Origin of the sequence: Microbacterium sp. AZCO, assembly GCF_039614715.1 — a bacterium.
GTDB lineage: Bacteria > Actinomycetota > Actinomycetes > Actinomycetales > Microbacteriaceae > Microbacterium.
This window is the reverse complement of sequence record NZ_CP154857.1, coordinates 2,367,039-2,389,011: the sequence shown is the minus strand read 5'-3', so window position 1 is coordinate 2,389,011 and position 21,973 is coordinate 2,367,039. Positions and strand designations below refer to the sequence as shown.

Annotated in this window: 28 protein-coding genes; 12 read left to right on the top strand and 16 right to left on the bottom strand. The window is 72.3% G+C overall.

Going from position 1 to position 21,973, the window contains the following annotated elements:
• Window positions 1–61: 61 nt before the first annotated feature.
• The 6 genes from AAIB33_RS11205 to AAIB33_RS11180 all read right to left on the bottom strand — a co-directional run bounded on the left by AAIB33_RS11205 (window position 62) and on the right by AAIB33_RS11180 (window position 4,334).
• On the bottom strand, window positions 62–295 hold the full coding sequence (locus tag AAIB33_RS11205) for a MoaD/ThiS family protein (RefSeq protein ID WP_345800042.1): 234 nt from the start codon (window positions 293–295) through the stop codon (window positions 62–64).
• Window positions 295–564, bottom strand: coding sequence for a DUF6457 domain-containing protein (locus AAIB33_RS11200; RefSeq protein ID WP_345800041.1), 270 nt, complete (start codon window positions 562–564; stop codon window positions 295–297). The genes AAIB33_RS11205 and AAIB33_RS11200 overlap by 1 nt, the downstream gene beginning before the upstream one ends.
• Window positions 561–1,142, bottom strand: a complete 582-nt coding sequence (locus AAIB33_RS11195) for an NTP transferase domain-containing protein (protein WP_345800040.1) — start codon at window positions 1,140–1,142, stop codon at window positions 561–563. The genes AAIB33_RS11200 and AAIB33_RS11195 overlap by 4 nt, the downstream gene beginning before the upstream one ends.
• A gap of 371 nt (window positions 1,143–1,513) precedes the next feature.
• A complete protein-coding gene (moaC, locus tag AAIB33_RS11190; RefSeq protein WP_345800039.1) occupies window positions 1,514–1,990 on the bottom strand; it encodes a cyclic pyranopterin monophosphate synthase MoaC in 477 nt (158 codons plus the stop codon).
• Window positions 1,987–3,276: a gephyrin-like molybdotransferase Glp gene (glp, locus tag AAIB33_RS11185; RefSeq protein ID WP_345800038.1), complete on the bottom strand. Its 1,290-nt coding sequence runs from the start codon at window positions 3,274–3,276 to the stop codon at window positions 1,987–1,989. Before glp ends, moaC begins: the two co-directional genes overlap by 4 nt.
• Window positions 3,225–4,334: a ThiF family adenylyltransferase gene (locus AAIB33_RS11180; RefSeq protein ID WP_345800037.1), complete on the bottom strand. Its 1,110-nt coding sequence runs from the start codon at window positions 4,332–4,334 to the stop codon at window positions 3,225–3,227. The genes glp and AAIB33_RS11180 overlap by 52 nt, the downstream gene beginning before the upstream one ends.
• A gap of 132 nt (window positions 4,335–4,466) precedes the next feature.
• Here AAIB33_RS11180 and AAIB33_RS11175 point away from each other — a divergent pair, with 132 nt between their 5' ends.
• From AAIB33_RS11175 to AAIB33_RS11155, 5 genes are read left to right on the top strand one after another with little or no spacing between them, the layout of a single operon-like run.
• Window positions 4,467–4,865, top strand: coding sequence for a TOBE domain-containing protein (locus AAIB33_RS11175; RefSeq protein WP_345800036.1), 399 nt, complete (start codon window positions 4,467–4,469; stop codon window positions 4,863–4,865).
• Window positions 4,862–5,650, top strand: a complete 789-nt coding sequence (modA, locus tag AAIB33_RS11170; protein ID WP_345800035.1) for a molybdate ABC transporter substrate-binding protein — start codon at window positions 4,862–4,864, stop codon at window positions 5,648–5,650. The genes AAIB33_RS11175 and modA overlap by 4 nt, the downstream gene beginning before the upstream one ends.
• The gene (locus AAIB33_RS11165) at window positions 5,647–6,453 is read left to right on the top strand and encodes an ABC transporter permease (protein ID WP_345800034.1); all 807 of its coding nucleotides are present in this window, start codon (window positions 5,647–5,649) and stop codon (window positions 6,451–6,453) included. Before modA ends, AAIB33_RS11165 begins: the two co-directional genes overlap by 4 nt.
• Window positions 6,450–7,514, top strand: coding sequence for an ABC transporter ATP-binding protein (locus tag AAIB33_RS11160; protein ID WP_345800033.1), 1,065 nt, complete (start codon window positions 6,450–6,452; stop codon window positions 7,512–7,514). The genes AAIB33_RS11165 and AAIB33_RS11160 overlap by 4 nt, the downstream gene beginning before the upstream one ends.
• Before the next feature lie 37 nt (window positions 7,515–7,551).
• Window positions 7,552–8,148, top strand: a complete 597-nt coding sequence (locus AAIB33_RS11155) for a GNAT family N-acetyltransferase (protein WP_345800032.1) — start codon at window positions 7,552–7,554, stop codon at window positions 8,146–8,148.
• On the opposite strand, the gene AAIB33_RS11150 is transcribed toward AAIB33_RS11155, so the two are convergent.
• The 5 genes from AAIB33_RS11150 to AAIB33_RS11130 are packed head-to-tail and all read right to left on the bottom strand — an operon-like array spanning window position 8,145 to window position 14,655.
• A complete protein-coding gene (locus AAIB33_RS11150; protein ID WP_345800031.1) occupies window positions 8,145–8,684 on the bottom strand; it encodes a GNAT family N-acetyltransferase in 540 nt (179 codons plus the stop codon). The two genes, AAIB33_RS11155 and AAIB33_RS11150, sit on opposite strands and share 4 nt — an antisense overlap.
• A gap of 26 nt (window positions 8,685–8,710) precedes the next feature.
• The gene (gene cydC, locus AAIB33_RS11145) at window positions 8,711–10,387 is read right to left on the bottom strand and encodes a thiol reductant ABC exporter subunit CydC (RefSeq protein WP_345800030.1); all 1,677 of its coding nucleotides are present in this window, start codon (window positions 10,385–10,387) and stop codon (window positions 8,711–8,713) included.
• Window positions 10,384–12,111: a thiol reductant ABC exporter subunit CydD gene (cydD, locus tag AAIB33_RS11140; protein WP_345800029.1), complete on the bottom strand. Its 1,728-nt coding sequence runs from the start codon at window positions 12,109–12,111 to the stop codon at window positions 10,384–10,386. The genes cydC and cydD overlap by 4 nt, the downstream gene beginning before the upstream one ends.
• A 54-nt stretch (window positions 12,112–12,165) precedes the next feature.
• Complete coding sequence (gene cydB / locus AAIB33_RS11135; RefSeq protein ID WP_345800028.1) at window positions 12,166–13,197, bottom strand: cytochrome d ubiquinol oxidase subunit II; 1,032 nt, start codon at window positions 13,195–13,197, stop codon at window positions 12,166–12,168.
• Window positions 13,198–13,209: 12 nt separating this feature from the next.
• The gene (locus tag AAIB33_RS11130; RefSeq protein ID WP_345800027.1) at window positions 13,210–14,655 is read right to left on the bottom strand and encodes a cytochrome ubiquinol oxidase subunit I; all 1,446 of its coding nucleotides are present in this window, start codon (window positions 14,653–14,655) and stop codon (window positions 13,210–13,212) included.
• Between the two features lie 191 nt (window positions 14,656–14,846).
• Between AAIB33_RS11130 and moaA the strand changes: the two genes are divergently transcribed.
• Window positions 14,847–15,911 carry a GTP 3',8-cyclase MoaA gene (moaA, locus tag AAIB33_RS11125; protein WP_345803423.1) on the top strand — a complete coding sequence of 355 codons (1,065 nt, stop codon included), beginning with the start codon at window positions 14,847–14,849 and terminating at the stop codon, window positions 15,909–15,911.
• Window positions 15,912–15,961: 50 nt separating this feature from the next.
• Complete coding sequence (gene fdhD, locus AAIB33_RS11120) at window positions 15,962–16,828, top strand: formate dehydrogenase accessory sulfurtransferase FdhD (RefSeq protein WP_345800026.1); 867 nt, start codon at window positions 15,962–15,964, stop codon at window positions 16,826–16,828.
• Between the two features lie 22 nt (window positions 16,829–16,850).
• On the opposite strand, the gene AAIB33_RS11115 is transcribed toward fdhD, so the two are convergent.
• Window positions 16,851–17,219, bottom strand: coding sequence for a hypothetical protein (locus AAIB33_RS11115; protein WP_345800025.1), 369 nt, complete (start codon window positions 17,217–17,219; stop codon window positions 16,851–16,853).
• 215 nt (window positions 17,220–17,434) lie between these two features.
• Between AAIB33_RS11115 and AAIB33_RS11110 the strand changes: the two genes are divergently transcribed.
• Window positions 17,435–17,560, top strand: coding sequence for a hypothetical protein (locus tag AAIB33_RS11110; RefSeq protein WP_345800024.1), 126 nt, complete (start codon window positions 17,435–17,437; stop codon window positions 17,558–17,560).
• A 127-nt stretch (window positions 17,561–17,687) separates the two neighbouring features.
• Here the strand turns inward: AAIB33_RS11110 and AAIB33_RS11105 are convergent, their stop codons facing one another.
• From AAIB33_RS11105 to AAIB33_RS11095, 3 genes are read right to left on the bottom strand one after another with little or no spacing between them, the layout of a single operon-like run.
• Window positions 17,688–18,056, bottom strand: a complete 369-nt coding sequence (locus AAIB33_RS11105) for a hypothetical protein (protein WP_345800023.1) — start codon at window positions 18,054–18,056, stop codon at window positions 17,688–17,690.
• Window positions 18,057–18,091: 35 nt separating this feature from the next.
• Window positions 18,092–18,415: a DUF2188 domain-containing protein gene (locus tag AAIB33_RS11100; RefSeq protein WP_345800022.1), complete on the bottom strand. Its 324-nt coding sequence runs from the start codon at window positions 18,413–18,415 to the stop codon at window positions 18,092–18,094.
• A 13-nt stretch (window positions 18,416–18,428) separates the two neighbouring features.
• Window positions 18,429–18,761 carry a hypothetical protein gene (locus AAIB33_RS11095; protein WP_345800021.1) on the bottom strand — a complete coding sequence of 111 codons (333 nt, stop codon included), beginning with the start codon at window positions 18,759–18,761 and terminating at the stop codon, window positions 18,429–18,431.
• Between the two features lie 235 nt (window positions 18,762–18,996).
• Here AAIB33_RS11095 and AAIB33_RS11090 point away from each other — a divergent pair, with 235 nt between their 5' ends.
• Window positions 18,997–19,449 carry a hypothetical protein gene (locus AAIB33_RS11090; protein WP_345800020.1) on the top strand — a complete coding sequence of 151 codons (453 nt, stop codon included), beginning with the start codon at window positions 18,997–18,999 and terminating at the stop codon, window positions 19,447–19,449.
• A 78-nt stretch (window positions 19,450–19,527) separates the two neighbouring features.
• On the top strand, window positions 19,528–20,406 hold the full coding sequence (locus AAIB33_RS11085; RefSeq protein WP_345800019.1) for an SMP-30/gluconolactonase/LRE family protein: 879 nt from the start codon (window positions 19,528–19,530) through the stop codon (window positions 20,404–20,406).
• A gap of 174 nt (window positions 20,407–20,580) precedes the next feature.
• Here the strand turns inward: AAIB33_RS11085 and AAIB33_RS11080 are convergent, their stop codons facing one another.
• The gene (locus tag AAIB33_RS11080) at window positions 20,581–20,931 is read right to left on the bottom strand and encodes an HNH endonuclease (RefSeq protein WP_345800018.1); all 351 of its coding nucleotides are present in this window, start codon (window positions 20,929–20,931) and stop codon (window positions 20,581–20,583) included.
• 114 nt (window positions 20,932–21,045) lie between these two features.
• Here AAIB33_RS11080 and AAIB33_RS11075 point away from each other — a divergent pair, with 114 nt between their 5' ends.
• Window positions 21,046–21,804 carry an MBL fold metallo-hydrolase gene (locus AAIB33_RS11075; protein ID WP_345800017.1) on the top strand — a complete coding sequence of 253 codons (759 nt, stop codon included), beginning with the start codon at window positions 21,046–21,048 and terminating at the stop codon, window positions 21,802–21,804.
• Entirely contained in the window at window positions 21,801–21,935 is a 135-nt protein-coding gene (locus AAIB33_RS11070) for a hypothetical protein (protein ID WP_345800016.1), read from the top strand. The genes AAIB33_RS11075 and AAIB33_RS11070 overlap by 4 nt, the downstream gene beginning before the upstream one ends.
• Window positions 21,936–21,973 lie beyond the last annotated feature (38 nt).

Sequence of the window (21,973 nt, the reverse complement as noted above, 5' to 3'; positions counted from 1 at the left end):
CGGGGTCGGGTTCCTCGGCTTCGGGATGCCGTCGGCCCGCAGAACCTCGACCCGCCGGCGTTCAGCCGCCGGCGAAGGGCGGAAGCACGTCGACGAGCTCGTCCGCAGCGAGCGCGGTGTCGTCGTCGACGCGGGCGCCGTCCACGAGCACGGCGCAGCGGGGGAGGATGCCTCCGAGCCCGGGGTGGTCGGCGGCCACGGCCGCGCGGAGCGCTCCGAGCGTCGTCTCGCGCCTCTCCTCGACCTCGAGGCCGGTGGCCTCGGCCGCCGCAGCGAAGTAGCGCACCCGCGCCATCAGGCCTCCCAGCTCTGGGCGAGGTCGGTGACGGCCGACACGGCCGCTTCGATGTCGGACTGGCTGCCGCCGGCGCGGCCCGCGACGAGACCCGCGACGAAGGCGCTGAGCGGCGCGGCGGGGCGCGCGACGCCGTTGGCGACATCACGGGCGAGGTCGAGGATGAGGCTGATCGGCACGTCGCCGTCGGAGAGCTGGAACCGCTCGGTGAGAGCGGCGGCCCAGGCGTCGAGCGCTTCGGGCGGAAGGGTGCGGGATGCCTCGGTCATGACTCCTCCTCGACGTCGTCGCCTGCTCGGGCGCGGGCTCTGTGGAGATCCTCCCACGTGTCGACGTCGTCGGTCAGGTCCGCGGGCGCGGCGATCGCGGCGATCGCGAGTTCGGCGAGGAGCTCGCGGACGGGAGCGTCGCGTCCCGCCTCCGGCATCGCCGCCGCAGCGGCCCGCAGCGCCCGCGTGCGGTACACCCCGGTGAGCCACTGCGGCCTGCTCGAGGGGTCGGCGAGGCAGATGCCTTCGGTGTCGGATGGGAGGAGCAGGATGTCGGTTCTCAGCCGCTCCACGGCGGCTTCGACACGTGGGAGGTCGCATGCCAGGAGGAACGTCCAGTCGGGCTCGGGCGCCCACGCCTCGTTCTGAGCGAACGCCGCGACGACGCCCGCGACCGGGCCTCCGAACGGAGGGTCTTCACCCGCCCAGATGAGGTGGGCGGCAGCATCGATGCCGCTGACGAGCGGGGGAGCGGCCACAACGATGGGGTGCGCGTTCGCGGCAGCGACTGCCGTGATGGCGCGCGCGAGGAGCGTCTCGCCGCCGACGTCGAAGAGCGGTTTCGCGGCGCCACCCACGCGCGATGCCCGGCCGCCCGCGAGGAGGATCGCGCCGAAGGTCGGCCCGGACGTCGCCCCGGAGGCCGGCCCGGACGCCGGCCCAGACATCGGCCCGGACGTCGGCCCAGACATCGGCCCGGACGCAGGCCCGGACGTCGGCCCAGACATCGGCCCTGACGTCGGCCCGGATGCCGGCCCGGACGCAGGCCCGGAGGCTGGCACGGACATCGGTCCGGACGCCGGCCCGGACATCGGCCCGGACGTCGGCGACGAGCCGGTGGCCTGTTGCAGCCGAGACGCCGTGGCGGGTCGCGCCACCGAAGAGTCGGCGTCCCAGGCGTTCGACGCACTCGACGGCCCAGCCGCAGGTGTGCGGGCGGCCCCGTCCGTCATGACCCGTCGGGCCGCGTCCAGGTGCCGGAGCGGCCGCCTTCCTTCGCCGTGATGCGGACATGCTCGATCGACGTGCTCTTGTCGAGGCCCTTCACCATGTCGACGATCGCGAGCGCGGCGACCGATACGGCGGTGAGGGCTTCCATCTCGACGCCCGTGCGGTCGGCGGTGCGCACCGTCGCCTCGATCTCGACGCCGTCGTCGACGACGGCGAGGTCGACGACAGCGCCGTGCACCCCGATGACGTGTGCGAGCGGGAGCAGGTCGGGGGTGCGCTTCGCGGCCTGGATGCCGGCGATCCGCGCGACGGCGAGAACATCGCCCTTCGGGACGGTGCCGTCGCGGAGCGCGGCGACGACCTCGGGCGAGCAGCGGACGAAGCCTCGCGCCGTCGCGGCGCGGACGGTCGGCTGCTTCGCCGTGACATCGACCATGCGGGCCCGGCCGGACTCGTCGAGGTGCGTGAAGCTCATGAGATCAGCATGACATCGACGAGCTGACCGGGCTCGACCGCATCGGCCTCGGCGGGCACGACGGCGTACGCCTCGGCGCGCGCCAGCCCGCCCGCGAGGTGCGAGCCGGAGCCGCCTCCGGTCGCGGGACGCACGGTCCAGCGCGCGGGGTCACTGCGATCGATCGACGCCGGTAGGTACTGCCGGCGCCCCGGCGGCGTGCGCCAGGCCGTCGCGGCGGGCAGCCGCAGCAGCGGCCGGTGCAGGTCGGCGCGCCCCTGCAGCGCGAGGAGTGCGGGACGCACGAAGACATCGAACGAGACGGCGGCGCTGACGGGATTGCCGGGCAGCCCGAAGAGCAGCATCCCCTCGTCCGTCACGCCGAAGCCCTGCGGCTTGCCGGGCTGCATGCGGACCTTCGTGAACTCCATGGCCCCCGCGAGCGTCGTCTTGACCGGCTCGTAGGCGCCGGCGCTGACTCCGCCGGTGAAGACGATGGCGTTGGCGCCGAGCGCGGCGGCCTCGGCGACGGCGCGGAGCGGTCCGTCGCCGTCGTCCGGCACGGTGGACCGCAGCACGACCTCGCTCCCGGTCTCCGCGACGAGTCCGGCCAGGAGCTCGCTGTTCGACTCCGGGATCTGGCCGTGCGCGAGCGGGCTGCCGGGCGGCACGAGCTCGGAGCCGGTCGACACGACCGCCACCCGCGGCGCGCGCGACACGACGACGTCCGCGACGCCGGCCGCTGCGGCGGCGGCCAGCTGAAAGGGTCCGAGGCGGACGCCGACAGCGACGACCTCGTCACCGACGACCGCGTCCTCACCGCGGCGGCGGATGTGGGCGCCGACGGCCCGAGGCGCCGCGACCACGACGATCGAGCCGAGCGAGTCGGCGAGGCCGCCCGCGGTGTCCTCGAAGGGCACGATCGCGTCGGCCTCCGTCGGCACGGGGGAGCCCGTCATGATGCGGGCGGCCTCTCCGGGGCCGAGGGCGGGGTCGAGGCTCGTGCCGGCCGGGAGGTCGGCGACGACCCGCAGCGTGACCGGGCGGGCCGCGGCATCCTGAACGTCCGCGAAGCGCACGGCGAACCCGTCCATCGCCGAATTGTCGAAGACGGGGATGTCGACGAGTGCGCGCACGGGCTCGCGCAGCGTGCGCCCGAGCGCCGCGGGCACGGGAACCGTGACGGCTTCGACGGGCGAGACGCGCGCCAGGATCAGCGCCTGCTGCTCCTCGACCTCGCGCAGTCCGTCGCCGCTCACGCGGTGACCTGCGTCGCGCCGGTCCACGCCTCGAGCTCGCCCGACCATGCGTCGATGCCGCCCGTCAGGACGGATGCGTCGATCCCGACGTCGCGAAGCGCCTGCGCCGCGCGCCGCGCGCGGACGCCGGCCTGGCACACGACGACGACGCGTCCGGCGCCGAGCAGTGCGGTGGGGTCGTCGAGCAGCGCACCGAGCGGCAGGTGCCGCGAGCGGGCGATCACGCCGGACTCGAGCTCGTCGGCTTCGCGCACGTCGACGACGACCGCGCCGTCGAGGGCGTCGGAACCGACGGAGGGAACCTCCACAGCGGGGGTCGGCGACGCAGAAGGCGTCGTGCGCGCCGCCCGGAGCGGCACCTCATGCTGACGGGCGCGCAGACCGTCGACCACGAGCACGCGCCCGAGGAGCGGTTCGCCGATGCCCGTCACGAGCTTGATCGCCTCGGTAGCCATGAGCGATCCGACCTGGAGACACAGGACCCCGAGCACGCCGACGGCCGAGCACGTCGGCACGTCGCCGACGCTTCCGGGCGGGTAGAGATCGGCAAGGGCGACGGGGGCGACGCCCGCGGGCGGGCGGTTCCAGAACACCGTCACCTGGGCATCCCACGCCTGGACCGTTCCCCAGACGAGCGGCACACCCAGCTCCTCGCACGCGGATGCCACGGCCTCCCGCGTGTCGAAGGTGTCGGTGCCGTCGATCACGAGGTGCGCGCCGGCGAGGAGACGCGTCGCATTGTCGGGCGTGAGTTGCTCGCGCACGGGACGGACGACGGTCTCCGGCGACAGCCCGGCGGCGGCGCGGACCGCGCTGTCGACCTTGGGAGCCCCGATGTCGTCGAGGCGGTGCAGGAGCTGACGCTGAAGGTTGGAGTGCTCGACGGTGTCGTCGTCGATGACGACGAGCTCGCCGACGCCCGCCGCCGCGAGGGCGAGCACGACCGGCGATCCGAGACCACCCGCTCCCACCACGGCGATGCGCGCGGCGGCGAGCCGGCGCTGACCCAGGTCGCCGAAGCCCGCGAGGCGCGTGTGCCGAGCCGTGCGCGAGCGCTCGGCGACGCTCAGCGCGGCGACCGGCTCGACCAGAGGCGGGAGGGCCATGCCCCCAGGGTAATGGCGCGCCGGAGCACTAAGACCGGTCCACAGCGTCCGTCCAACCTGCTCGCGAACGCGGTCCGCATCCGCGGTGAAAAGCCGAGGAATTCGGCGCAGATGCGGTGGTACGGTCGATCCATGCCGAGCTACAAGATCGCGGAGGCGGCACGCCTGCTGGGCGTCAGCGACGACACCGTGCGGCGCTGGGTCGATCAGGGCGTCCTCCCGACGACGGATGCCAGTCCGGTCGAGATCCCCGGCGACGCGCTCGCCGAGCGGGCGGTGGAGGTCGCGCGCGCGGCATCCGACCCGACCGATGTGCTCTCCAGTGCGCGCAACCGTTTCGTCGGCCTCGTCACTCGCGTACAGGTCGACGGGATCATGGCGCAGATCGACATCCAGTCCGGTCCGCACCGCGTCGTCTCCCTGCTCTCGGCGGAGGCGGTGGCCGATCTCGGGCTCGAGGTCGGCTCTCTGGCCGTCGCCGTCGTCAAGGCCACGAACGTCATCGTCGAGACCCCGAAGGAGAGCCGGTGAAGAGGATCGCCGCGATCCTGGCGCTCGCATCCATCGCCGTGCTGGGCGGATGCGCGTCGCAGCCGGCGGCCCCGCCCGCGGCCTCGGCGTCGACCCCGCCCGCCGACACTCTGACCGGCGACCTCACCATCTACGCCGCCGCATCACTGAAGAAGGCCTTCGACGAGCTGGCGACGGAGTTCGAGAAGGCGCATCCCGCAGTCCACGTCGTGCCGATCGTCTACGACGGCTCGAGCACGCTCGCGACGCAGCTCATCGAGGGTGCGCGCGCCGACGTCTTCGCTTCCGCCGACGAAGCGAACATGCAGAAGGTCGTCGATGCCCGTCTCGCGACGGACCCCGAGCCCTTCGCGACCAACACGCTCGTCATCGCGACGCCCGCGGGCAACCCCGGCGAGGTGGAGAACCTCGCCGACCTCGCCGACGACAGCGTCACCGTCGTGCTCTGCGCCGTCGAGGTGCCGTGCGGTGCCGCATCCCGCACGCTCCTCGCCAACGCGGGGCTCACCGTGACCCCCGCGAGCTACGAGCAGAATGTCACCGCCGTACTCACGAAGGTGGCGGCGGGCGAGGCGGATGCGGGACTCGTCTACGTCACCGACGTGAAGGGGCGCAACGACGTCGAGTCGATCGTGCCCGAAGGTGCGTCCGACGTCGTCAACGAGTATCCGATCGCCGCCCTGAAGGATGCCGCGAACCCCGACGCCGCAACCGCGTTCGCCCAGTTCGTCCTCGGCGCGCAGGGGCAGGGGGTGCTCGCCGGGTTGGGATTCGGAGCGCCGTGAGCCGCGGCGAGAGCAGGGGCTTCGTCCCGCAGATCCTGCTGCTGCCGGCGATCCTCGGACTCGCGCTGCTCGTCCTTCCCCTCGTGACGCTCGTCGTGCGCGTCGAGTGGTCGACGCTGTGGGCCGACGTGACCTCGGCCGAAGCGATCTCTGCTCTGCTGCTGTCGCTCGGGACGGGTCTCGTCGCGACGCTCGTCTGCGTCGTGCTGGGGGTTCCGCTCGCACTCGTCATCGCGCGCAGCTCGGCGCGGACCGCCGGCATCCTCCGCGCCCTCGTCACGGTGCCGCTCGTGCTGCCGCCCATGGTCGGCGGCATCGCTCTGCTCTTCCTGTTCGGCCGATCGAGCTGGCTCGGCGGTGTGCTGGGGGAGTGGGGCATCCATCTCCCGTTCACCACGCCGGCGGTCGTGCTCGCTCAGACCTTCGTCGCGCTGCCGTTCCTCGTCCTCGCGGTCGAGGGTGCGCTGCGCACGACGGGTGTCGCGTACGAGCAGACGGCGGCGGCGCTCGGCGCGGGGCGGTGGACGATCCTGCGCCGCGTCACCCTGCCGCTCGCCGCGCCCGGTCTCGTCGCCGGTGTGATCCTCTGCTTCGCGCGGGCGATCGGCGAGTTCGGCGCGACCGCCCTCTTCGCGGGAAACGCGCCCGGGGTCACGCAGACGATGCCCCTGGCGATCTACACCGCGTTCAACGGCGCGGGCGTCACGCAGGGCACCGCCGTCGCGCTCTCGCTCCTGCTCCTCGTGACCGCCGTCGCGGTGCTGCTCCTCGTGCGCGCCTGGCGGCCGGAGACGCCGCGATGACCGGCGAACGCCTCGAGGCGCGCATCGTCGTCGCCCGGCACGGCTTCGATCTGGACGCCGTCGTGTCGGCCGATGCCGGCGAGGTCGTCGCGATCATGGGGCCGAGCGGTGCGGGGAAGTCGACGCTGCTGGGCGCGCTCGCGGGCCTGGTCCCGATCCACGAGGGTCGCATCCGGCTGGGTGAGCGGACACTGGATGCTGCGCACCGCCCCCGCGTGCACGTCACCCCGTCGCAGCGCGGGGTCGTGCTGCTCGGGCAGGACCCGCGGCTCTTCCCGCATCTGAGCGCGCGCGAGAACGTCGCGTTCGGACGGCGGGCGCGCGGTGCCCCTCGGGCACGGGCAGCGGCGCAGGCCGACGAATGGCTGGGCAGGGTCGGCCTCGCCGGTGTCGGCGATCGGCGGCCGTCGCAGCTCTCCGGCGGACAGCAGCAGCGCGTGGCGGTCGCGCGAGCTCTCGCGACCGAGCCGTCGGCCCTCCTCCTCGATGAGCCGCTCACGTCGCTCGACGTCGAGACGGCGGCCGACATCCGCGCGATGCTCCGCGAACAGCTCATCGCGACGGGCACGACGGCGGTCGTCGCGACGCACGACGCGGTCGACGCCGTCTCGGTCGCCGACCGGCTCACCGTGCTCGAGGCGGGCACGGTGACCCAGCACGGTCGGGTGCGCGACGTGCTTGCCGCGCCCGCGTCCCGGTTCGTCGCGTCGGTGTCGGGACTGAACCGGGTTCTCGGGGCATCCGATGGCCGATGGTGGCGGAGCGGGGAGCTGATCCTCGCCCCGGGAGCGCTGCCGGCCGGAGCCCCCTCGGCTGCCGTGTTCGCGCCGAGTGCGGTGCGCCTCGAGCCCGCCGGTCCGGCTCGGGATGCCGCATCCCGCGCCGGTGAGTGGACCGCGACCGTCGTCAGACTCGAGCAGACGCCCGCGGGGGTCCGCGTGCGCACGGCCGAGCCCGACGTCGCCGCCGACATCACGGCGGATCGGGCCGCGGGCCTCGCGCCCGGAACCCTCGTGAGGCTCAGCATCGCCCCCGAGGAGGTGCGGTTCATCCCCGCGTGACGCGGTCACCGTCGGCCGCCGGTCCTAGACTCGGCGCGTGACGCGGATCCGCCCCTTCCGGCCCGGCGACGAGCCGGCCCTCGCCGACATCTGCCTCAAGACCGCCGACGACGGCGCCGACGCGACGGGCGTGCTCGACGACGATGCGATCTGGGCCGAGATCTTCGTGCTGCCCTACGTGGCGCGGCATCCCGATCTCGCCTTTGTCGTCGAGAGCGACGACGGCCGTGTCGTGGGCTACATCGTGTCCGCGCCCGACACGGACGCCTTCGAGGACTGGTTCGCGGGGGAGTGGTGGCCGGCGTTCGGCGAGCGGTGGCCGAAGCCCGCGAGCGAGGAGTCGCGGCAGGACGGCATCCTGCTCTATGCCTACGGACGACGCCCCGGTGCCGAGCCGTACTCGCAGCGCTACCCCGCGCACCTGCACATCGACCTGCTGCCCGAGCTGCAGGGGCAGGGCTGGGGTCGCCGGCTCATCGACACGCTCGCTGACGCGCTGCGGGCGCGAGGGGTGACGGGTCTGCACCTGGTCGCGTCCTCCGGCAACGAGGGGGCGCTGGCGTTCTATCCCCGTCTCGGGTTCGAACCGCTGCCGTCCCACGACGGCGTGCAGGCCTTCGCGAAGACGCTCTAGCCGACGAGGTCGCGCGTGCGCCGTCGCTCGCGCAGCGCGAGCGCCTCGCGGCCGCCGACGAGCCGGTCGTCGACCTTGGCCGCACCGTCTTCGAGCCAGCCGTGGCGCTCGTAGAAGGATTCCGCGCGCTCGTTGCCCTCGAGATACCAGAGGTAGCCGCGACGGAAGCCGGCCTCGCGCAGGAATCGCTCGCAGGTCGTCATGAGCGCGTGCCCGACGCCCGTGGACCAGTACGACGGAAGCGCGTAGAGGGCGTACACCTCGCCGGCGTTGCCGGTGTCGGAGTCGCGGGACGGCCCGACCGCCGCCCATCCGGCGAGCTCGCCGTCGACCTCGGCGATGAACTCGTGCGTGCGGGGGTCGGCGTGATTCTGGTCCCAGTGCGTCGCGCGACGCTCGGCCTCGCGCTCGGCGTCGAGCTCGTCGAGCACCTCCTGGTCGATGAGCCCCACGTAGGCGGCTCGCCAGGTCTCGGTGCGGACCGTCGCGATCGCCGCCGCATCCGCGCCCGTCGCGGTGCGCACGACGATGTCCATCCGTCCACGCTAGCGGCGCCGGAGAGTCAGACGACGATCCGCCCGCGGTCGAGGCGCACGACGCGGTCGATGAGTCCCTCCGGCACCGTCACGTGCGAGATAAGCACGACAGCCTGGTCGTCGCCGACCGCCGCGAGCAGGTCGGCGAGGAGGGCGTCGGATGCCTCGGGATCGACGCCCGCCGTCGGCTCGTCGAGCACGAGCACGGGGAAGCCGCGCAGCAGCGCACGGGCGAGCGCGATGCGCTGCGCCTGGCCGCCGGACACGAGCGATCCGCGCTCGCCGACCCGGGCGTCGAGTCCGCCGCGCTGCGCGACCCACGGGCCGAGGCCGACGCGGTCGAGCGCCGCGAGGAGTTCGGCGTCGGTCGCGGTGTCCCGAGCGAAGAGGAGGTTCTGGCGGATGTCCTCGTCGAAGAGCATGGGATGCTGCTCGCACAGCCCGACCGTCAGCCTCACGTCGTCGCCCGCGAGGTCGCGCGCAGGCCGGCCGCCGATCGTGTATTCGCCGTCGCAGTCGAGGAAGCGCACGAGGACGTGCGCGAGTGTGGTCTTGCCGGCACCGCTCGACCCCACCACGAGCACCCGCTCGCCGGGACGCACGTCGAGGTCGATGCCGTCGAGCGCCGCGCCGGCCGCGTGCGGCCACCGGGCCGTGACGCCTCGGAGCCGCAGCCCGTCGCCGAGCGGGGACGCGTCGCCCGTCGGCGGGACCTGCTCGTGGGGAAGGCCCTCCGGCACGTCGGCGGGAAGGGCGTCAGCGATGCGCTCCGCCGAGGCGCGCACCTGGCGCCACGCCGACGCCGCGAGCGGGACGGCGGCGAACACCTCGAAGACCGCCATCGGCACGAGCACGACGACGGCGAGTGCGGGTCCCGTGAGCGCCCCCGCGGCGACCGAAGGCGCGGATGCCGCAACGGCGGCGATCGACGCGACCCCGGCGAGCAGCGACACGACGGCCGCCGTGCCGGCCTGCGAGGCCGAGCGGCGCGTCACGGCTTGGCGGAGCGCGCTGTCGGCATCCCGGATCCGCCGCCGGCTCTCGTCCTCGGCTCCGAACGCGACGAGCACGTCGAGGCTGCCGAGATGGTCGAGGATCGCGTCGGCGAGGCGCGCGCGCAGGGGCGCGACCGACCGTTCGGCGCGCGCGCCCGACGCCCAGCCCCACAGCGTTGCCGCGATTCCCGCGAGCGCGAGGCACGCGAGCAGCGTCAGCGCCGCCGGCCATGAGACGAAGGCGACGAGCACGACCGAGGCGAGCGCGACGGCGGCCGACGCGACGAGGGGCTGCACGACCCGGAGCGGAAGGTTCTGCAGGTCGTCGACATCGTCGACGAGCGCCCCGAGCACCGAGCCGCGGCGGGTGCGGGCGAGTCCGTCGGGGGCCAGCGGGATGAGCCGGTGCACGAGGTCGGTGCGCGTGCGCGCCAGTTGACGCAGGGCCGCGTCATGGCTCGCGAGGCGATCGGTGTAGCGGAAGACGGCGCGCGTGATGGCGAAGAGCCGCACCCCGACCACGGCCGCCGAGATGTACATCACGAGTGGCTGCTCGCTCGCCCGCACGATGAGCCACGCGCTCACGGCGAGCAGGGCGACTGCCGAGGCTTCAGACAGGAATGCGGATGCCGCGCCCGGCCAGAACCGCCGCGCCGGCGGCATCGCCCCCCGGAGCACGGCGCCGGGCGTCTGCGCCGGGGCGCTCATGCGAGCACCTCGGCGGGCTCGAGCCGGACCACGCTGTCGGCGATGGCTCGGGCGCTCACGCGGTGCGACACCAGCACGACGGCGGCGCCCGCATCGGCGAGGGCACGGACCGACCGCCAGAGGCGCTCCTCGGTCTCGGCATCCAGGGCGGAGCTCGGCTCGTCGAGGGCGATCAGCGGCGCACGTCCGGCGAGGTGGCGGGCCAAGGCGCGGGCGACGGCGACGCGCTGCGCCTGGCCGCCGGACAGCCCGGCCCCCTGTACGCCGAGCTCGAGGTCGGGGTCGAGGTCGCCGGCGCACGCGAGCGCGAGCGCGCGCGCGACCCGCGCCGAATCGGGCGACGGGTCGCCGAGGGTGACGTTGTCGCGGATGCGTCCGGCGACGAGGCCCGGCCGCTGACCCGCCCAGGCGAGCCAGTCCGAGGGCGCGAGTGCGCCGAGATCCCGGCCGCCGAAGGTCGCCCGACCCTCGAACGCCGTTGCCCCGCGAAGCGCGGCGAGCACGCTGGACTTGCCCGATCCGCTCGGCCCCTCGAGCAGAACGACCTCGCCGGGGCGCGCGACGAGGTCGACGGGGGCGAGGAGCCGCTCGCCGCGGCGGACGCGGACGCCCTCGAGCACGAGGTCGCCGTGCACGAACTCCTCATGATCGGGCCCTTCCGCGCCGGCCGCTCGGCGTGTCGGGGTCGGGGAGCTCTGTTCTTGCGGAGTTCGTGCCGCAGCGGCGCGCCGACGGGCGGCATCCATCACCGCGAAGACGTCGTCCGTCGCCGCAACGCCCTCCGCAGCGGCGTGGAACTGCACGCCGACCTGCCGCACCGGCAGATAGGCCTCGGGTGCGAGCAGCAGCACGAAGAGCCCGATCATCAGCGCGAGCGAGCCGTCGAGCAGGCGGAAGCCGATCGACACCGCGACGATCGCGACCGAGATCGACGCGAGGAACTCCAGCGCGAACCCCGAGAGGAACGACACGCGCAGGACCTTCATGGTCTCGCCGCGGTAGCGCTCCGTGACGGAGGAGATGGATGCCGCGGCCCGGTGCTGCCGTCCGAAGACCTTGAGCGTCGAGAGGCCCTGCACGGTGTCGGCGAAGCGCGCAGCGAGATGGTGGAGCGTGCGCCACTGGCGCTGCTGCACCGCGCGGGTGGCGAGACCGATGAGCACCATGAAGAGCGGGATGAGGGGCAGCGTCAGGAGCACGATGAGGCCGGAGATCCAGTCCTGCCACCACATCACGGCGACGATGACGGGCGTCGCGATCACGGTCTGCACGAGCTGCGGCAGGTAGCGGCCGAAGTAGGCCTCGAGCGCCGACAGGCCCCGGCCCGCCGTCACGGCGAGCTGCGCGGAGTTGCGCCCGCCGAGCCACTCCGGCCCGAGCGCGTCGACGGCGGTCACGAGGTTGTCGCGCAGCTGCGCCTCCACGCGGGCGGCCGCGCGCGCCGCCACGCTCTCGCGCGCCCACAGCAGCATCGCGCGGAGTGCGACGACGGCGGCGAGCAGGCCGAGCGTGGGCGCGAGGCCGGCGAGCGGCATCCCGTCCACCGCATTCACGATGGCGGAGGTGAGCAGCCACGCGAACGCGACGATGACGGCTGTCTGGCCGACGGCGATGGCCGCGATCGCGACGAAGAATCCGCGCGACGCGGTCGCGTACCTCAGCAGCCGCGGATCGACCGGCGGCGTCCGCTTCGCCCGCGGGGCCGCGTCAAGGGTGTCAGTCATCCGCGTTCGAGCCTACCCAGCGGCCCCGCCGCGGACGGCGGGGCGAGAAGCTCATCAGTGGGCGACCGCGGCCGCGCGCTCGATCCGCGTGCGCGAGACCCGCTTGCGGAAGATCCAGTACGTCCAGCCCTGGTAGAGCAGCACGAGCGGAAGGAAGATGAGCGCCGCCCAGCTCATGATCGTGAGCGTGTAGTCGGTGCTCGAGGCGTTCTCGATCGTGAGGCTGAAGGCGGGGTCGGTCGTCGAGGGCATGACGTTCGGGAAGAGCGCGAACCACAGCGCCAGCACGGCCGACACGATGGTCGCTGCGCCGAGTCCGAAGGCCCAGCCCTCGCGGTCCCGCGTGTTGGCGACGACAGAGCCGATGAGGGCGACGGCCGCGACCGCCGAGAGCAGCACCGTGAGCCACACCGCCGGCGCCTCCGCCGAGAAGGCGTTGAGGATCGTCCAGAGCAGGAAGATCGCGGCGACGATGACGGTGAGGATGCCGCTCCGCCGCGCCAGCCTGCGCGCGTCGTCGTGCACCTGTCCGTCGGTCTTGAGCGCGACGAAGTACACGCCGTGCGTGAAGAAGAGGAGCAGGGTCGTGAGGCCGCCGACGAGCGCGTACGGGTTCAGCAGCGTCAGGAGTGATCCCGTGAACTCATGGTCGGCGTCGATCGGCACGCCGTGCACGATGTTGGCGACGGCGACGCCCCAGAGGAACGCGGGGACGGCAGACCCGATGACGATCATCCGGTCGAAGCCCTTCTTCCAGCGCAGGCCCTCGCGCTGATGGCGGTACTCGAACGAGACGCCGCGCAGGATGAGCGCCAGGAGGATCAGCAGGAGGGCGAGGTAGAACCCGCTGAAGAGCGTCGCGTACCACTCGGGGAAGGCGGCGAACAGGCACGCGCCGGCGACGATGATCCACGTCTCGTTGAGATCCCAGACGGGTCCGATCGTGTTGATGATCTGGCGGCGGCTGATGTCGTCCTTGCCGAGGAACGGCAGTGACATGCCGACGCCGAAGTCGAAGCCGTCGAGCACGAAGTAGCCGACGAAGAGGAAGCCGACGATGAAGAACCAGAGGTATGCGAGATCCATGGCGAGCTCCTCTCAGTAGACCGTGGTGGGCGTCTCTTCGAGCGCCAGTTCGGATGGATGCGGGTCGTCGGGCCCTGGAAGAGGATCGGGCCCCTTCTTGGCGGTCTTCATGATGAGTCCGATCTCGACGACCGCGAGGGCCGCGTAGATCGCCGTGAAGGACAGGAGCGAGATGAGCACCGTCCATCCCGGCACGCTCTTGGAGACGCCGTCCTCCGTCAGCATGAGGCTGAAGACGATCCACGGCTGGCGGCCCATCTCGGTGAAGATCCAGCCGACGAGGATCGCGCCGAGCGAGGCGGGCCAGGCCCAGACGGCGAGCTTCCAGGCCCACTGCGGAACCTCGCGTTTGGCGTTCTTGCGCGTGAGCCAGAGACCGACGACCGCCGTCAGCGCCGCGACGGCGCCCAGGCCGATCATCCAGCGGAAGGCCCAGTACGTCACCCACAGCACCGGTGCGAAGTTGCCGTCGACCTGGTCGGCGAACTGGGGGAAGAGGGTCGTCGTGTACTCGGCGTTGAGGTCGTTGATGCCCTCGACGCATCCGTCGAGCGAGTGGGTCGACAGGAGCGCGAGCAGGTACGGCACCCGCAGCGACCAGATCTCACCCGTGCCGTCGGGCGTTCCGATGGAGAACAGCGAGAACGAGGCATCCGCTCCGCACGCGGTGTCGAACATCGCCTCTGCGGCCGCCATCTTCATCGGCTGCGTCTCGACCATGACGAGACCCAGCTGATCGCCCGAGAGGAAGACGCCGGCGAAGGCGACGATCATGCCCCACAGGCCGTATTTGAGCGACGAGCGCATCATCTCGACGTTCTGCTTGCGGGCGAGCTGCCAGGCCGAGATCGAGATGATCACTCCGGCCGTCATCATGAACGCCGCGAACAGCGTGTGGGGGAGGGCGGCGAGCGCGACGGGATTCGTCAGCACGGCGAAGAAGTCGTTCATCTCGGCGCGGTTGCCGTCCTGGGACATCTGGTAGCCGACCGGGTTCTGCATGAACGCGTTCGCCGCGAGGATGAAGTACGCCGAGAACCAGGCGCCGATGGTCGCGATCCAGATGCTCGCGAGGTGGAGGCCCTTGGGCAGCTTGTCCCACCCGAAGATCCACAGGCCGATGAAGGTCGCCTCGAAGAAGAAGGCCATGAGGCCCTCGAACGCGAGGGGAGCCCCGAACACGTCACCGACGAACCGGGAGTACGACGACCAGTTCATGCCGAACTGGAACTCCTGCACGATGCCCGTCACGACGCCCATGGCGAAGTTGATGAGGAAGATCTTGCCGAAGAAGCGCGTGAGATGGAGCCACTTCACGTTCGCGGTGCGGAACCACGCCGTCTGGAAGATCGACACCGTGAGCGCCATGCCGAGCGTGAGCGGAACGAAGAGGAAGTGGTAGAGGGTCGTCAGACCGAACTGCCATCGGGCGAGCAGCAGGGGGTCGAGCAAGTCCATGCGTTCCTCCACACAAGTGACGTGTTGCGGCCCACGGTACACACGAAGAACCGCCGCCACGAGACGATCGGGGCCGAATACCTCGACGGCGAGATAAGTGGTCTGACCACAGCCTGCTGCTCCGGACGCGATTACGCTGGATCAATGGCAGAAGGGCGCGTCGCGTGACCACGGTGCCGGTGATGATCGGGATGCCGCGCCCCCGCGCGGCCGCCGAGTTCGCGCCCGGATCGCCCGGCGAGCCGCTGGTCGACACGCACGGCCGTGTCCACCGCGATCTGCGGGTCTCGCTGACGGACCGCTGCTCGCTGCGCTGCACGTACTGCATGCCCGAGCAGGGCAACGAGTGGCTGGCCAAGTCGAGCATCCTGACCCTCGACGAGATCGTGCGGATTGCGCGGGTCGCCGCCGCCGACGGCGTCACGACGTTCCGCCTCACGGGCGGGGAGCCGCTGCTGCGCAGCGACATCGTCGAGGTCGTCCGCCGGCTCGCTGTGATCCAGGGGCCGGACGGCCGGCCCGTCGAGCTGGCGATGACGACCAACGGCATCCGGCTTCCGGAGCTGCTGCCGAGCCTCGTCGATGCGGGGCTGGCGCGCCTGAACATCTCGCTCGACACGCTGCGGCGCGACCGGTTCCGCGACCTCACGCGGCGCGACCGGCTCGACGACGTGCTGGCGGGGATCGCGGCGGCGTCGGCCTCGGGACTGCGCCCGCTCAAGCTCAACGCGGTCGCGATGCGCGATGTGAACGAGGACGAGCTCATCGACCTCGTGCAGTTCGCCCTCGACCACAACGCCGAGCTGCGGTTCATCGAGCAGATGCCGCTGGATGCCGGGCACACGTGGGACCGGTCGCGGATGGTCACGCGGGAGGAGATCCTCGACGAGCTCTCGACCAGGTGGCACCTCACCCCCGTGCCGGGCCGCGGGGGAGCACCGGCCGAGCGGTGGCGGCTCGACGGCGGCCCGCAGACGGTCGGAGTGATCGCCTCCGTGACGGCGCCGTTCTGCGGCGACTGCGACCGGCTGCGTCTCACCGCCGACGGGCAGCTGCGCAACTGCCTCTTCTCCACGACGGAGTACGACCTGCTGCCGAGCCTTCGACAGCCTGAGGGATCGGCTGGCGACGCGGAGATCGATGCGGCGATCGACGGGATGCTGCGCTCGTGCGTGCACGGCAAACTCCCGGGTCACGCGATCAACGACCCCGGCTTCCTGCAGCCCGCACGCGGCATGAACGCGATCGGCGGCTGATCGCCCGGCCCCTCCGGCTCGCGGCTCCGCAGCGGGCTTACCCTGAAGGCATGGGACGAATCACGGCGCGGAAGCCGGTCGTCAAGATCCGGCTCGGGGTCGGCGAGACCCGGCGCCCGGACACGCTCGCGGTCGAAGAGCCGCTCGAGATCCGGGTCGGGGGAGCGCCGCTCGTGGTCACGATGCGCACGCCCGGCCACGATGTCGAGCTCGCCGCCGGCTTCCTCGTGTCGGAAGGGGTCATCTCGCGCGGAGACGAGTTCCGCACGGCCATCCACTGCGGCGGCCCCGGCACCGGTGGCGCGGTCGCGGGGAGCGGCGAGAACACGTACAACATGCTCGACGTCGCGCTCGCACCGGGCGTCCCCGCGCCCTCGAGCGACATCACCCGCAACTTCTATACGACCAGCTCGTGCGGCCTCTGCGGCAAGGCGTCGATCGATGCGGTCGAGACGGTGTCGGCTTACGACGTCTCCGGCGACGCGGTGCGGATGGATGCCGCGGCTCTCGCCCGCCTGCCCGACGAGCTCCGCGCGCACCAGGCGGTGTTCGACAAGACGGGCGGCCTGCATGCGGCGGCTCTCTTCGACGCCGCCTCGGGCGAGCTGCTCGTGCTGCGGGAAGACGTCGGGCGACACAATGCCGTCGACAAGGTCGTCGGCTGGGCCGTGCTCGAAGATCGTCTTCCGCTGCGCGGAACCGTGCTGCAGGTGTCGGGCCGCGCGAGCTTCGAGCTCGTGCAGAAGGCCGTCATGGCCGGCATCCCCGTGCTCGCAGCCGTCTCCGCGCCGTCGTCGCTGGCCGTCGAGCTCGCCGACGCCTCGGGGCTGACGCTCGTCGGATTCCTGCGCGGCGAGTCGATGAACGTCTACTCGCGTGCCGACCGCATCGCCGTGCCGGAGGCCGCCGGCGTGTGACGGCCGGCGGCGGGAAGACGCGTCAGAAGACGAACATCTGCCCCACGATGAGGATCGCGATCACGAGGAGCGCGATGATCGCGCCGACGATCGCGAGCGTGCGGCCCGAGAGCTTCGCGACCGCGAAGCCCACCAGGAAGGGCAGCGCCACGAGCAGCGCCGTCACGAGCCACCAGAACAGCACATAGCCGCCCTGCGTGGCGTTGGCGAGGCGCCCCGCGAAGAGCTGCTGGGTGTTCGGGTGCGTCGCGAACGAGAACGAGGCCGACAGCGGCACGGCGATGAACGCGGCGACGACGAGGCCCGCGAGGAAACCCCACAGGGTGGACTTGCTGCCGAGGTCGTCGTCTTCCCAGGCAGTGGTTTCGGTGCGGGAGTTCTTGGTGGCCATGCCGATGAGCCTAGCGATCCGGGCGCGTCCCGCGAGAAGTCCTGTCGTCCCCCGCGGGTGAGGACGAGCTCGTGCGGTTGTCGGCATCACTGCACTCGACGGTCGAACTCTTGTGATCGCATCACTATCGCCGACGTGATCGGCCTCGATACCGTCGTTCAGAGGTCGCGCCCCGATGCGAGGAGCGGCCTTCGGCGTATCCGAGGGGGTGGCGCGTGATCGAGTGCACGACATGCGGACGGGAGTACCCGTCGCGGCTGGAGGCGGCACTGTGCGGCGAGGGCGACTCGGCGGAGTCCGAAGACCGCCTCAGCGGGGTCGTCTTCCGGTCGATGAACTGAGCCGGCGCGGAGAGGGACCCGTCCACCGGGCGCCTCTGGGTGCTCGTGTGCGTCGTCCCGCTGTGCGCGCCGACTTCGCGCTTCGCGGCGGTGGACGGGTCGGGGTCGTACCGCGTTCGGTCGGTGTCTATTCGTCCTCCGGGGCGAGGTCGCCCTGACCCTCCTCGCCGAGCTCGGCGTAGATCGGGTCCTCGCCCTGCGTGTCAGGCTGGTATTCGTCCTCACCGAGCAGGCGCGGCACGCTGCCCATGTGCGGGGTGTCCGAGTACTCGTCGGGGTCGGCCGAGAGGATCTCGGGGTCGGCGACCGTCACGGGATCGCCCCACTCGTCCGTCTCGACGCCGTCGTCGGTCACCTGGTCGGCGAGCACGTCACCCTCGGTGGCGTCGTCATCGGAGACGACTTCGGTCGCCTCGGGGCTGTCGTCGTCGAGGAGCTCCTCGTCCACGCCGAGCGAGTCGTCGCCGGGCTGGGGAGTGGTCTCGGGCATCGTCATGGTCGTCCTTTCGTCGTCGGGGCAGGATGCGGCGCTCAGCCGGAGGGGTTGTCGACGGGCATCCCGTCGGCGTCCGTCGTCGGCGGGAGCGGGCTGTCGGGCGAGTCGGGCGCCGGTCGGGCGGCATCCGGAACCGTCGTGGAGCCGGAGGCGGCATCCCGATCCTGTTCGTCCGTGATGGATCCTTCGGGCTCGCTCTCGCGCACGCGATGGGTCGTGCCGAGCCGCTCGGCCAGGCGCTCGCCCGCCTCCACGGCTTCATCGCGACTCGCGAAGCTCTGCGACAGGGATGGCTCGTCCTCCACCCGCATCACCCATTGGCCACGGTTGGAGAAGGTCTCGACGTCACGCGCGCTCATGCGTTCCTTTCGATCACGTGATCTGTTCGATGGCGAGGAGAAGAAGGAGCAGCAGCGCCGACGTCACGGCCAGGCCACCCATGAGCCACGCGAACGCGAGGTTGCGCCCACGCGGCTGCGGGACGGTGGCCGCGCAGACGAGCATCGCGGCGTAGAAGAGGACGTCGAGCACGATCCCGGTGAGCGAGATCGCGGGGTTGAGCGGGATCGTGAGGGCGAAGATCCCGACGGCGATCGCCGCGAGCAGACCGGCCGGCACGAGCCACTGGCGTCGGCGGGCGGTCTGCAGCGCAGGCTGGAGGCCGACCCGCGTCGGGTCCGTCGGAGCGTGCGCGATCGTGTTCATTCCGAGATCTGCTCCATCGTGCGGGGCTCCCCGAGGCACTGCGGACCGGGGGTCATGACGTCGCGCGCGAGAGCCATCGTCGGTTCCTTTCGGCTCGGTGGGATGATCCGAAACTAGGGACGGAGGCCCCGTCGGACACGTCCCTTGACACGGCACCCTCGCCGGGCGTAGGCCGTGCGGGTCGTCGCTTCAGAGCGCAGGTGCGCGCGCGTCGCGGCGAGGCCATGATGGCCCCATGGCGACCCGACGCTTCGAACTGACGACGACCGTGCCCGCGGATCCTGTCGTGGCGATCGACTTCCTCTCCGAGCTCTCCCGGCACCGGGGCCTGCACGCCTTCATGGTGTCGGCCGAGCTGGTCGGATGGGGACGCGGCGCCGACGGCGACTGGCGGGAATGGCTCGTGATCGACCGGCTGAAGCTGGGCCCGATCCCGTACACCTTCCGCTACCGTGCGCACATCACGCGAACCTCCCCGACGTCCCTCCGCGGCCGCGTGCCGGCCGCACCCGGGTGCGTGCTCGACATCACGACGACGGGGGAGGATGCCGAGAACGGCGGCGCCGTGCTGCACGAGACCACGGTCGTGACGGCGCCCGGGATCCTCGTCGGCTACATGGCGGAGAGCGCCCGCGTGGCGCACACCCGCACGTTCTCCTTGCTGCCCGACGAGCTCGCCCGCCCCTAGCCGCGCGGGGCGTAACGGGCCGCGGCGCTCCACGCAACCCCCCGCACACATGCCGACGAGCGGCCCTACCGTCCCGGCATGGACATCGAGGCAACCGTCTTCCGTACCGGCGACGACGCGCGCGTGCCGGAGGGTCTCTGGTGGGACGACCGCACGGGCGAGCTCGTGTGGGTCGACATCCCGCGCGGCACGCTTCACCGCGGCCGGCTCGACGGGGCCGAGGACGGCTCGGACGATCGTGTCGTCGAGCTCCCCGCGCCCCTGAGCGCTGTACAGCCCGCGGCGGACGGCGGCTATGTCGCGGCGCTCCGGTCGCGGATCGTGCTGCTCGACGCCGACGGGCAGATCGTGCGGACCCTCGCCGACATCCCGCACGCGCACCAGGGCATCAGGTTCAACGACGGCAAAGTCGACCCGTACGGGCGCTTCGTCGTCGGCGCGATCGACGAGACCACCCAGAACTCCGACGCCGGCGTCTACGCGGTCGACGTCGACGGCGCCGCCCGCGTCTACGCCGGCGGCTTCAACAACGCCAACGGCCTGGACTGGTCCGCCGGCGGCGACACCTGGTACATCTCGGACACCTCGGACGAGACCGTGTACCGCACGGCGTACGGCCCCTACGGCGCCGTCGGCCCGCTCGAGCCGTTCCTCGTCGGCCGCAGCACCGACGGACTCACGCTCGACGCCGACGGGGTCTTCTGGGGAGGCGTGTACGGCGAGGGCATCGTGCAGTGCTGGGACGCAGAAGGACGGGAGATGGATGCTGCGCCCCTCCCCGCACCGGCTGTCACGTCCGTCGCCTTCGGCGGGCCCGACCTCGACGTGCTCTTCGCGGCGAGCGCCCGCGAGGGCCTCAGCCGCAAGGCCCTCGGCCGGCATCCGCTCAGCGGAGCGATCTTCCGCCTCGACCGTGTCGGCACCGGGCGTCCCGTGCACGCGTTCGGCCTCGGCTGAGCCTGGAAGCCGGTCCCCACCGACCGCCGGCGGGGACGCCGTCGGCGCCCCGGCATCCCACCGCTGCTGTTTCCTGCGACCGCGCCAGCGATCGCGGGCCGCGCTCGCAGGAAACAGCAGCGCTCGCGGCCGAACAGGGTCGCACGGCGAGGCGCCGTGCACCCGGCCGCGTGGTCAGCCGCGCGCGGCGAGCAGCGTCAGCACGACCTCGCGGTGGCGCAGAAGGAAGCGCGGCTCGTCCAGGCGGCGTCGCCGCATCCACGAGGTCACCTCGTCGTTGCACTTGCTCGCGTTGCACGACCGGCACGCGGGGACGACGTTCTCGAGCGTGTAGCGGCCGCCCCGCGAGATCGGCAGCACGCAGTCGCGCTGAAGCGGCACCGCCGTCGCACCGCAGTAGGCGCACGCGGCCCAGGCCTCGCGGATCGAGGCCCACTCGGCGGTGGTCAGGTCGTTGTCGGCCGCCGCGACCCGCTTCGCGCGCCGGCGCTGTGCGCGAGCGCGGCGGGTGCGGCTGACGGGCATGACGTCACGGTAGCCGTCGGCGGGCGGCGGGCCGCTCTGCCACTCCGGTAGCACCGGCGGTCGCCCTGGGCAAGCCCCGGGTGCAGCATCCCGAACCCCTCGCACCCTGGCGATATGGCACGCGATCCGCAGGGCGTCTCCGTCGTCGCCGAGGGGGTTCATCGGCTGCATCGGGCTGGCGTGAACTGCTATCTGCTCACGTCACCCGACGGCATCACGCTCGTCGACGCGGGTCTGCCGGGAATGTGGCGGCTGCTCGAAGACGCGCTCAGCCTCGTCGGCGCCCGGCCGTCCGACATCGACGCCGTCATCCTCACGCACGGGCATTTCGATCACGTCGGCTTCAGCGAGCGGCTCCGGCACGACCACGCCGTGCCCGCGCACATCCACGCGGCGGATGCCGCCCTGGTGCGGCATCCCTATCGCTACGACCACGAGTCGCCGCGCTGGCCCTATCCGTTCCGCCATCCCGGCGGACTTCCGTACCTCGCCGCGATGACGGCCGCGGGGGCCCTGTTCGTCAAGGGAACGCGCGCCGAACTCGACGTCGCGCCGGATCGCCCCCTCGACGTGCCCGGGCACCCCGTGCCCATCTGGTCGCCGGGGCACACCCACGGTCATTGCGGGTTCCATCTGCCCGACCGCGGGATCCTCTTCACCGGCGACGCGCTCGTGACGCTCGACCCGTACACGGGCCGCACGGGGCCTCGCGTGGTCGCGCGGGCAGCGACGGCGGACGCCGCGACGGCTCTCCTGAGTCTCGACCGGCTCGCCGACACCGAGGCGCTGCTCGCCCTCCCCGGTCACGGCCGGCCGTACGAGGGCGACCTGCGCCGCGCGGTGCGGCTCGCGCTGCATGCGGGAGTGGCATGATCACGGCACAGCTGCCCGGCGTCGGCACCCTCGCCGACCTTGTCGCGCTCCTCGCCGACGACCTGCTCGAGGAGTCCCTCGCCCGCTACCGCCGCAACTTCGACGCGGGCCGCGGGCCCGAGGACGCGTAGCAGCGGCGTCATCTTCCGTCATCGTCGGCGCGGCGGCG

What these genes read in the sequence shown, in the direction of transcription:
- AAIB33_RS11180 (WP_345800037.1), bottom strand. Translation starts at nt 4,334, where the DNA reads ATGGCCCTCCCGCCTCTGGTCGAGCCGGTCGCCGCGCTGAGCGTCGCC.
- cydC (WP_345800030.1), bottom strand. Translation starts at nt 10,387, where the DNA reads ATGAGCGCCCCGGCGCAGACGCCCGGCGCCGTGCTCCGGGGGGCGATG.
- glp (WP_345800038.1), bottom strand. Translation starts at nt 3,276, where the DNA reads ATGGTCGGGCGAGCTCGAGGCGTGGACCGGCGCGACGCAGGTCACCGC.
- AAIB33_RS11095 (WP_345800021.1), bottom strand. Translation starts at nt 18,761, where the DNA reads ATGAACACGATCGCGCACGCTCCGACGGACCCGACGCGGGTCGGCCTC.
- AAIB33_RS11070 (WP_345800016.1), top strand. Translation starts at nt 21,801, where the DNA reads ATGATCACGGCACAGCTGCCCGGCGTCGGCACCCTCGCCGACCTTGTC.
- AAIB33_RS11100 (WP_345800022.1), bottom strand. Translation starts at nt 18,415, where the DNA reads ATGAGCGCGCGTGACGTCGAGACCTTCTCCAACCGTGGCCAATGGGTG.
- AAIB33_RS11160 (WP_345800033.1), top strand. Translation starts at nt 6,450, where the DNA reads ATGACCGGCGAACGCCTCGAGGCGCGCATCGTCGTCGCCCGGCACGGC.
- AAIB33_RS11175 (WP_345800036.1), top strand. Translation starts at nt 4,467, where the DNA reads ATGCCGAGCTACAAGATCGCGGAGGCGGCACGCCTGCTGGGCGTCAGC.
- AAIB33_RS11150 (WP_345800031.1), bottom strand. Translation starts at nt 8,684, where the DNA reads ATGGACATCGTCGTGCGCACCGCGACGGGCGCGGATGCGGCGGCGATC.
- fdhD (WP_345800026.1), top strand. Translation starts at nt 15,962, where the DNA reads ATGGGACGAATCACGGCGCGGAAGCCGGTCGTCAAGATCCGGCTCGGG.
- AAIB33_RS11085 (WP_345800019.1), top strand. Translation starts at nt 19,528, where the DNA reads ATGGACATCGAGGCAACCGTCTTCCGTACCGGCGACGACGCGCGCGTG.
- AAIB33_RS11075 (WP_345800017.1), top strand. Translation starts at nt 21,046, where the DNA reads ATGGCACGCGATCCGCAGGGCGTCTCCGTCGTCGCCGAGGGGGTTCAT.
- moaA (WP_345803423.1), top strand. Translation starts at nt 14,847, where the DNA reads ATGCCGCGCCCCCGCGCGGCCGCCGAGTTCGCGCCCGGATCGCCCGGC.
- AAIB33_RS11115 (WP_345800025.1), bottom strand. Translation starts at nt 17,219, where the DNA reads ATGGCCACCAAGAACTCCCGCACCGAAACCACTGCCTGGGAAGACGAC.
- cydD (WP_345800029.1), bottom strand. Translation starts at nt 12,111, where the DNA reads ATGACTGACACCCTTGACGCGGCCCCGCGGGCGAAGCGGACGCCGCCG.
- AAIB33_RS11105 (WP_345800023.1), bottom strand. Translation starts at nt 18,056, where the DNA reads ATGACGATGCCCGAGACCACTCCCCAGCCCGGCGACGACTCGCTCGGC.
- moaC (WP_345800039.1), bottom strand. Translation starts at nt 1,990, where the DNA reads ATGAGCTTCACGCACCTCGACGAGTCCGGCCGGGCCCGCATGGTCGAT.
- AAIB33_RS11200 (WP_345800041.1), bottom strand. Translation starts at nt 564, where the DNA reads ATGACCGAGGCATCCCGCACCCTTCCGCCCGAAGCGCTCGACGCCTGG.
- AAIB33_RS11090 (WP_345800020.1), top strand. Translation starts at nt 18,997, where the DNA reads ATGGCGACCCGACGCTTCGAACTGACGACGACCGTGCCCGCGGATCCT.
- AAIB33_RS11130 (WP_345800027.1), bottom strand. Translation starts at nt 14,655, where the DNA reads ATGGACTTGCTCGACCCCCTGCTGCTCGCCCGATGGCAGTTCGGTCTG.
- cydB (WP_345800028.1), bottom strand. Translation starts at nt 13,197, where the DNA reads ATGGATCTCGCATACCTCTGGTTCTTCATCGTCGGCTTCCTCTTCGTC.
- AAIB33_RS11205 (WP_345800042.1), bottom strand. Translation starts at nt 295, where the DNA reads ATGGCGCGGGTGCGCTACTTCGCTGCGGCGGCCGAGGCCACCGGCCTC.
- AAIB33_RS11080 (WP_345800018.1), bottom strand. Translation starts at nt 20,931, where the DNA reads ATGCCCGTCAGCCGCACCCGCCGCGCTCGCGCACAGCGCCGGCGCGCG.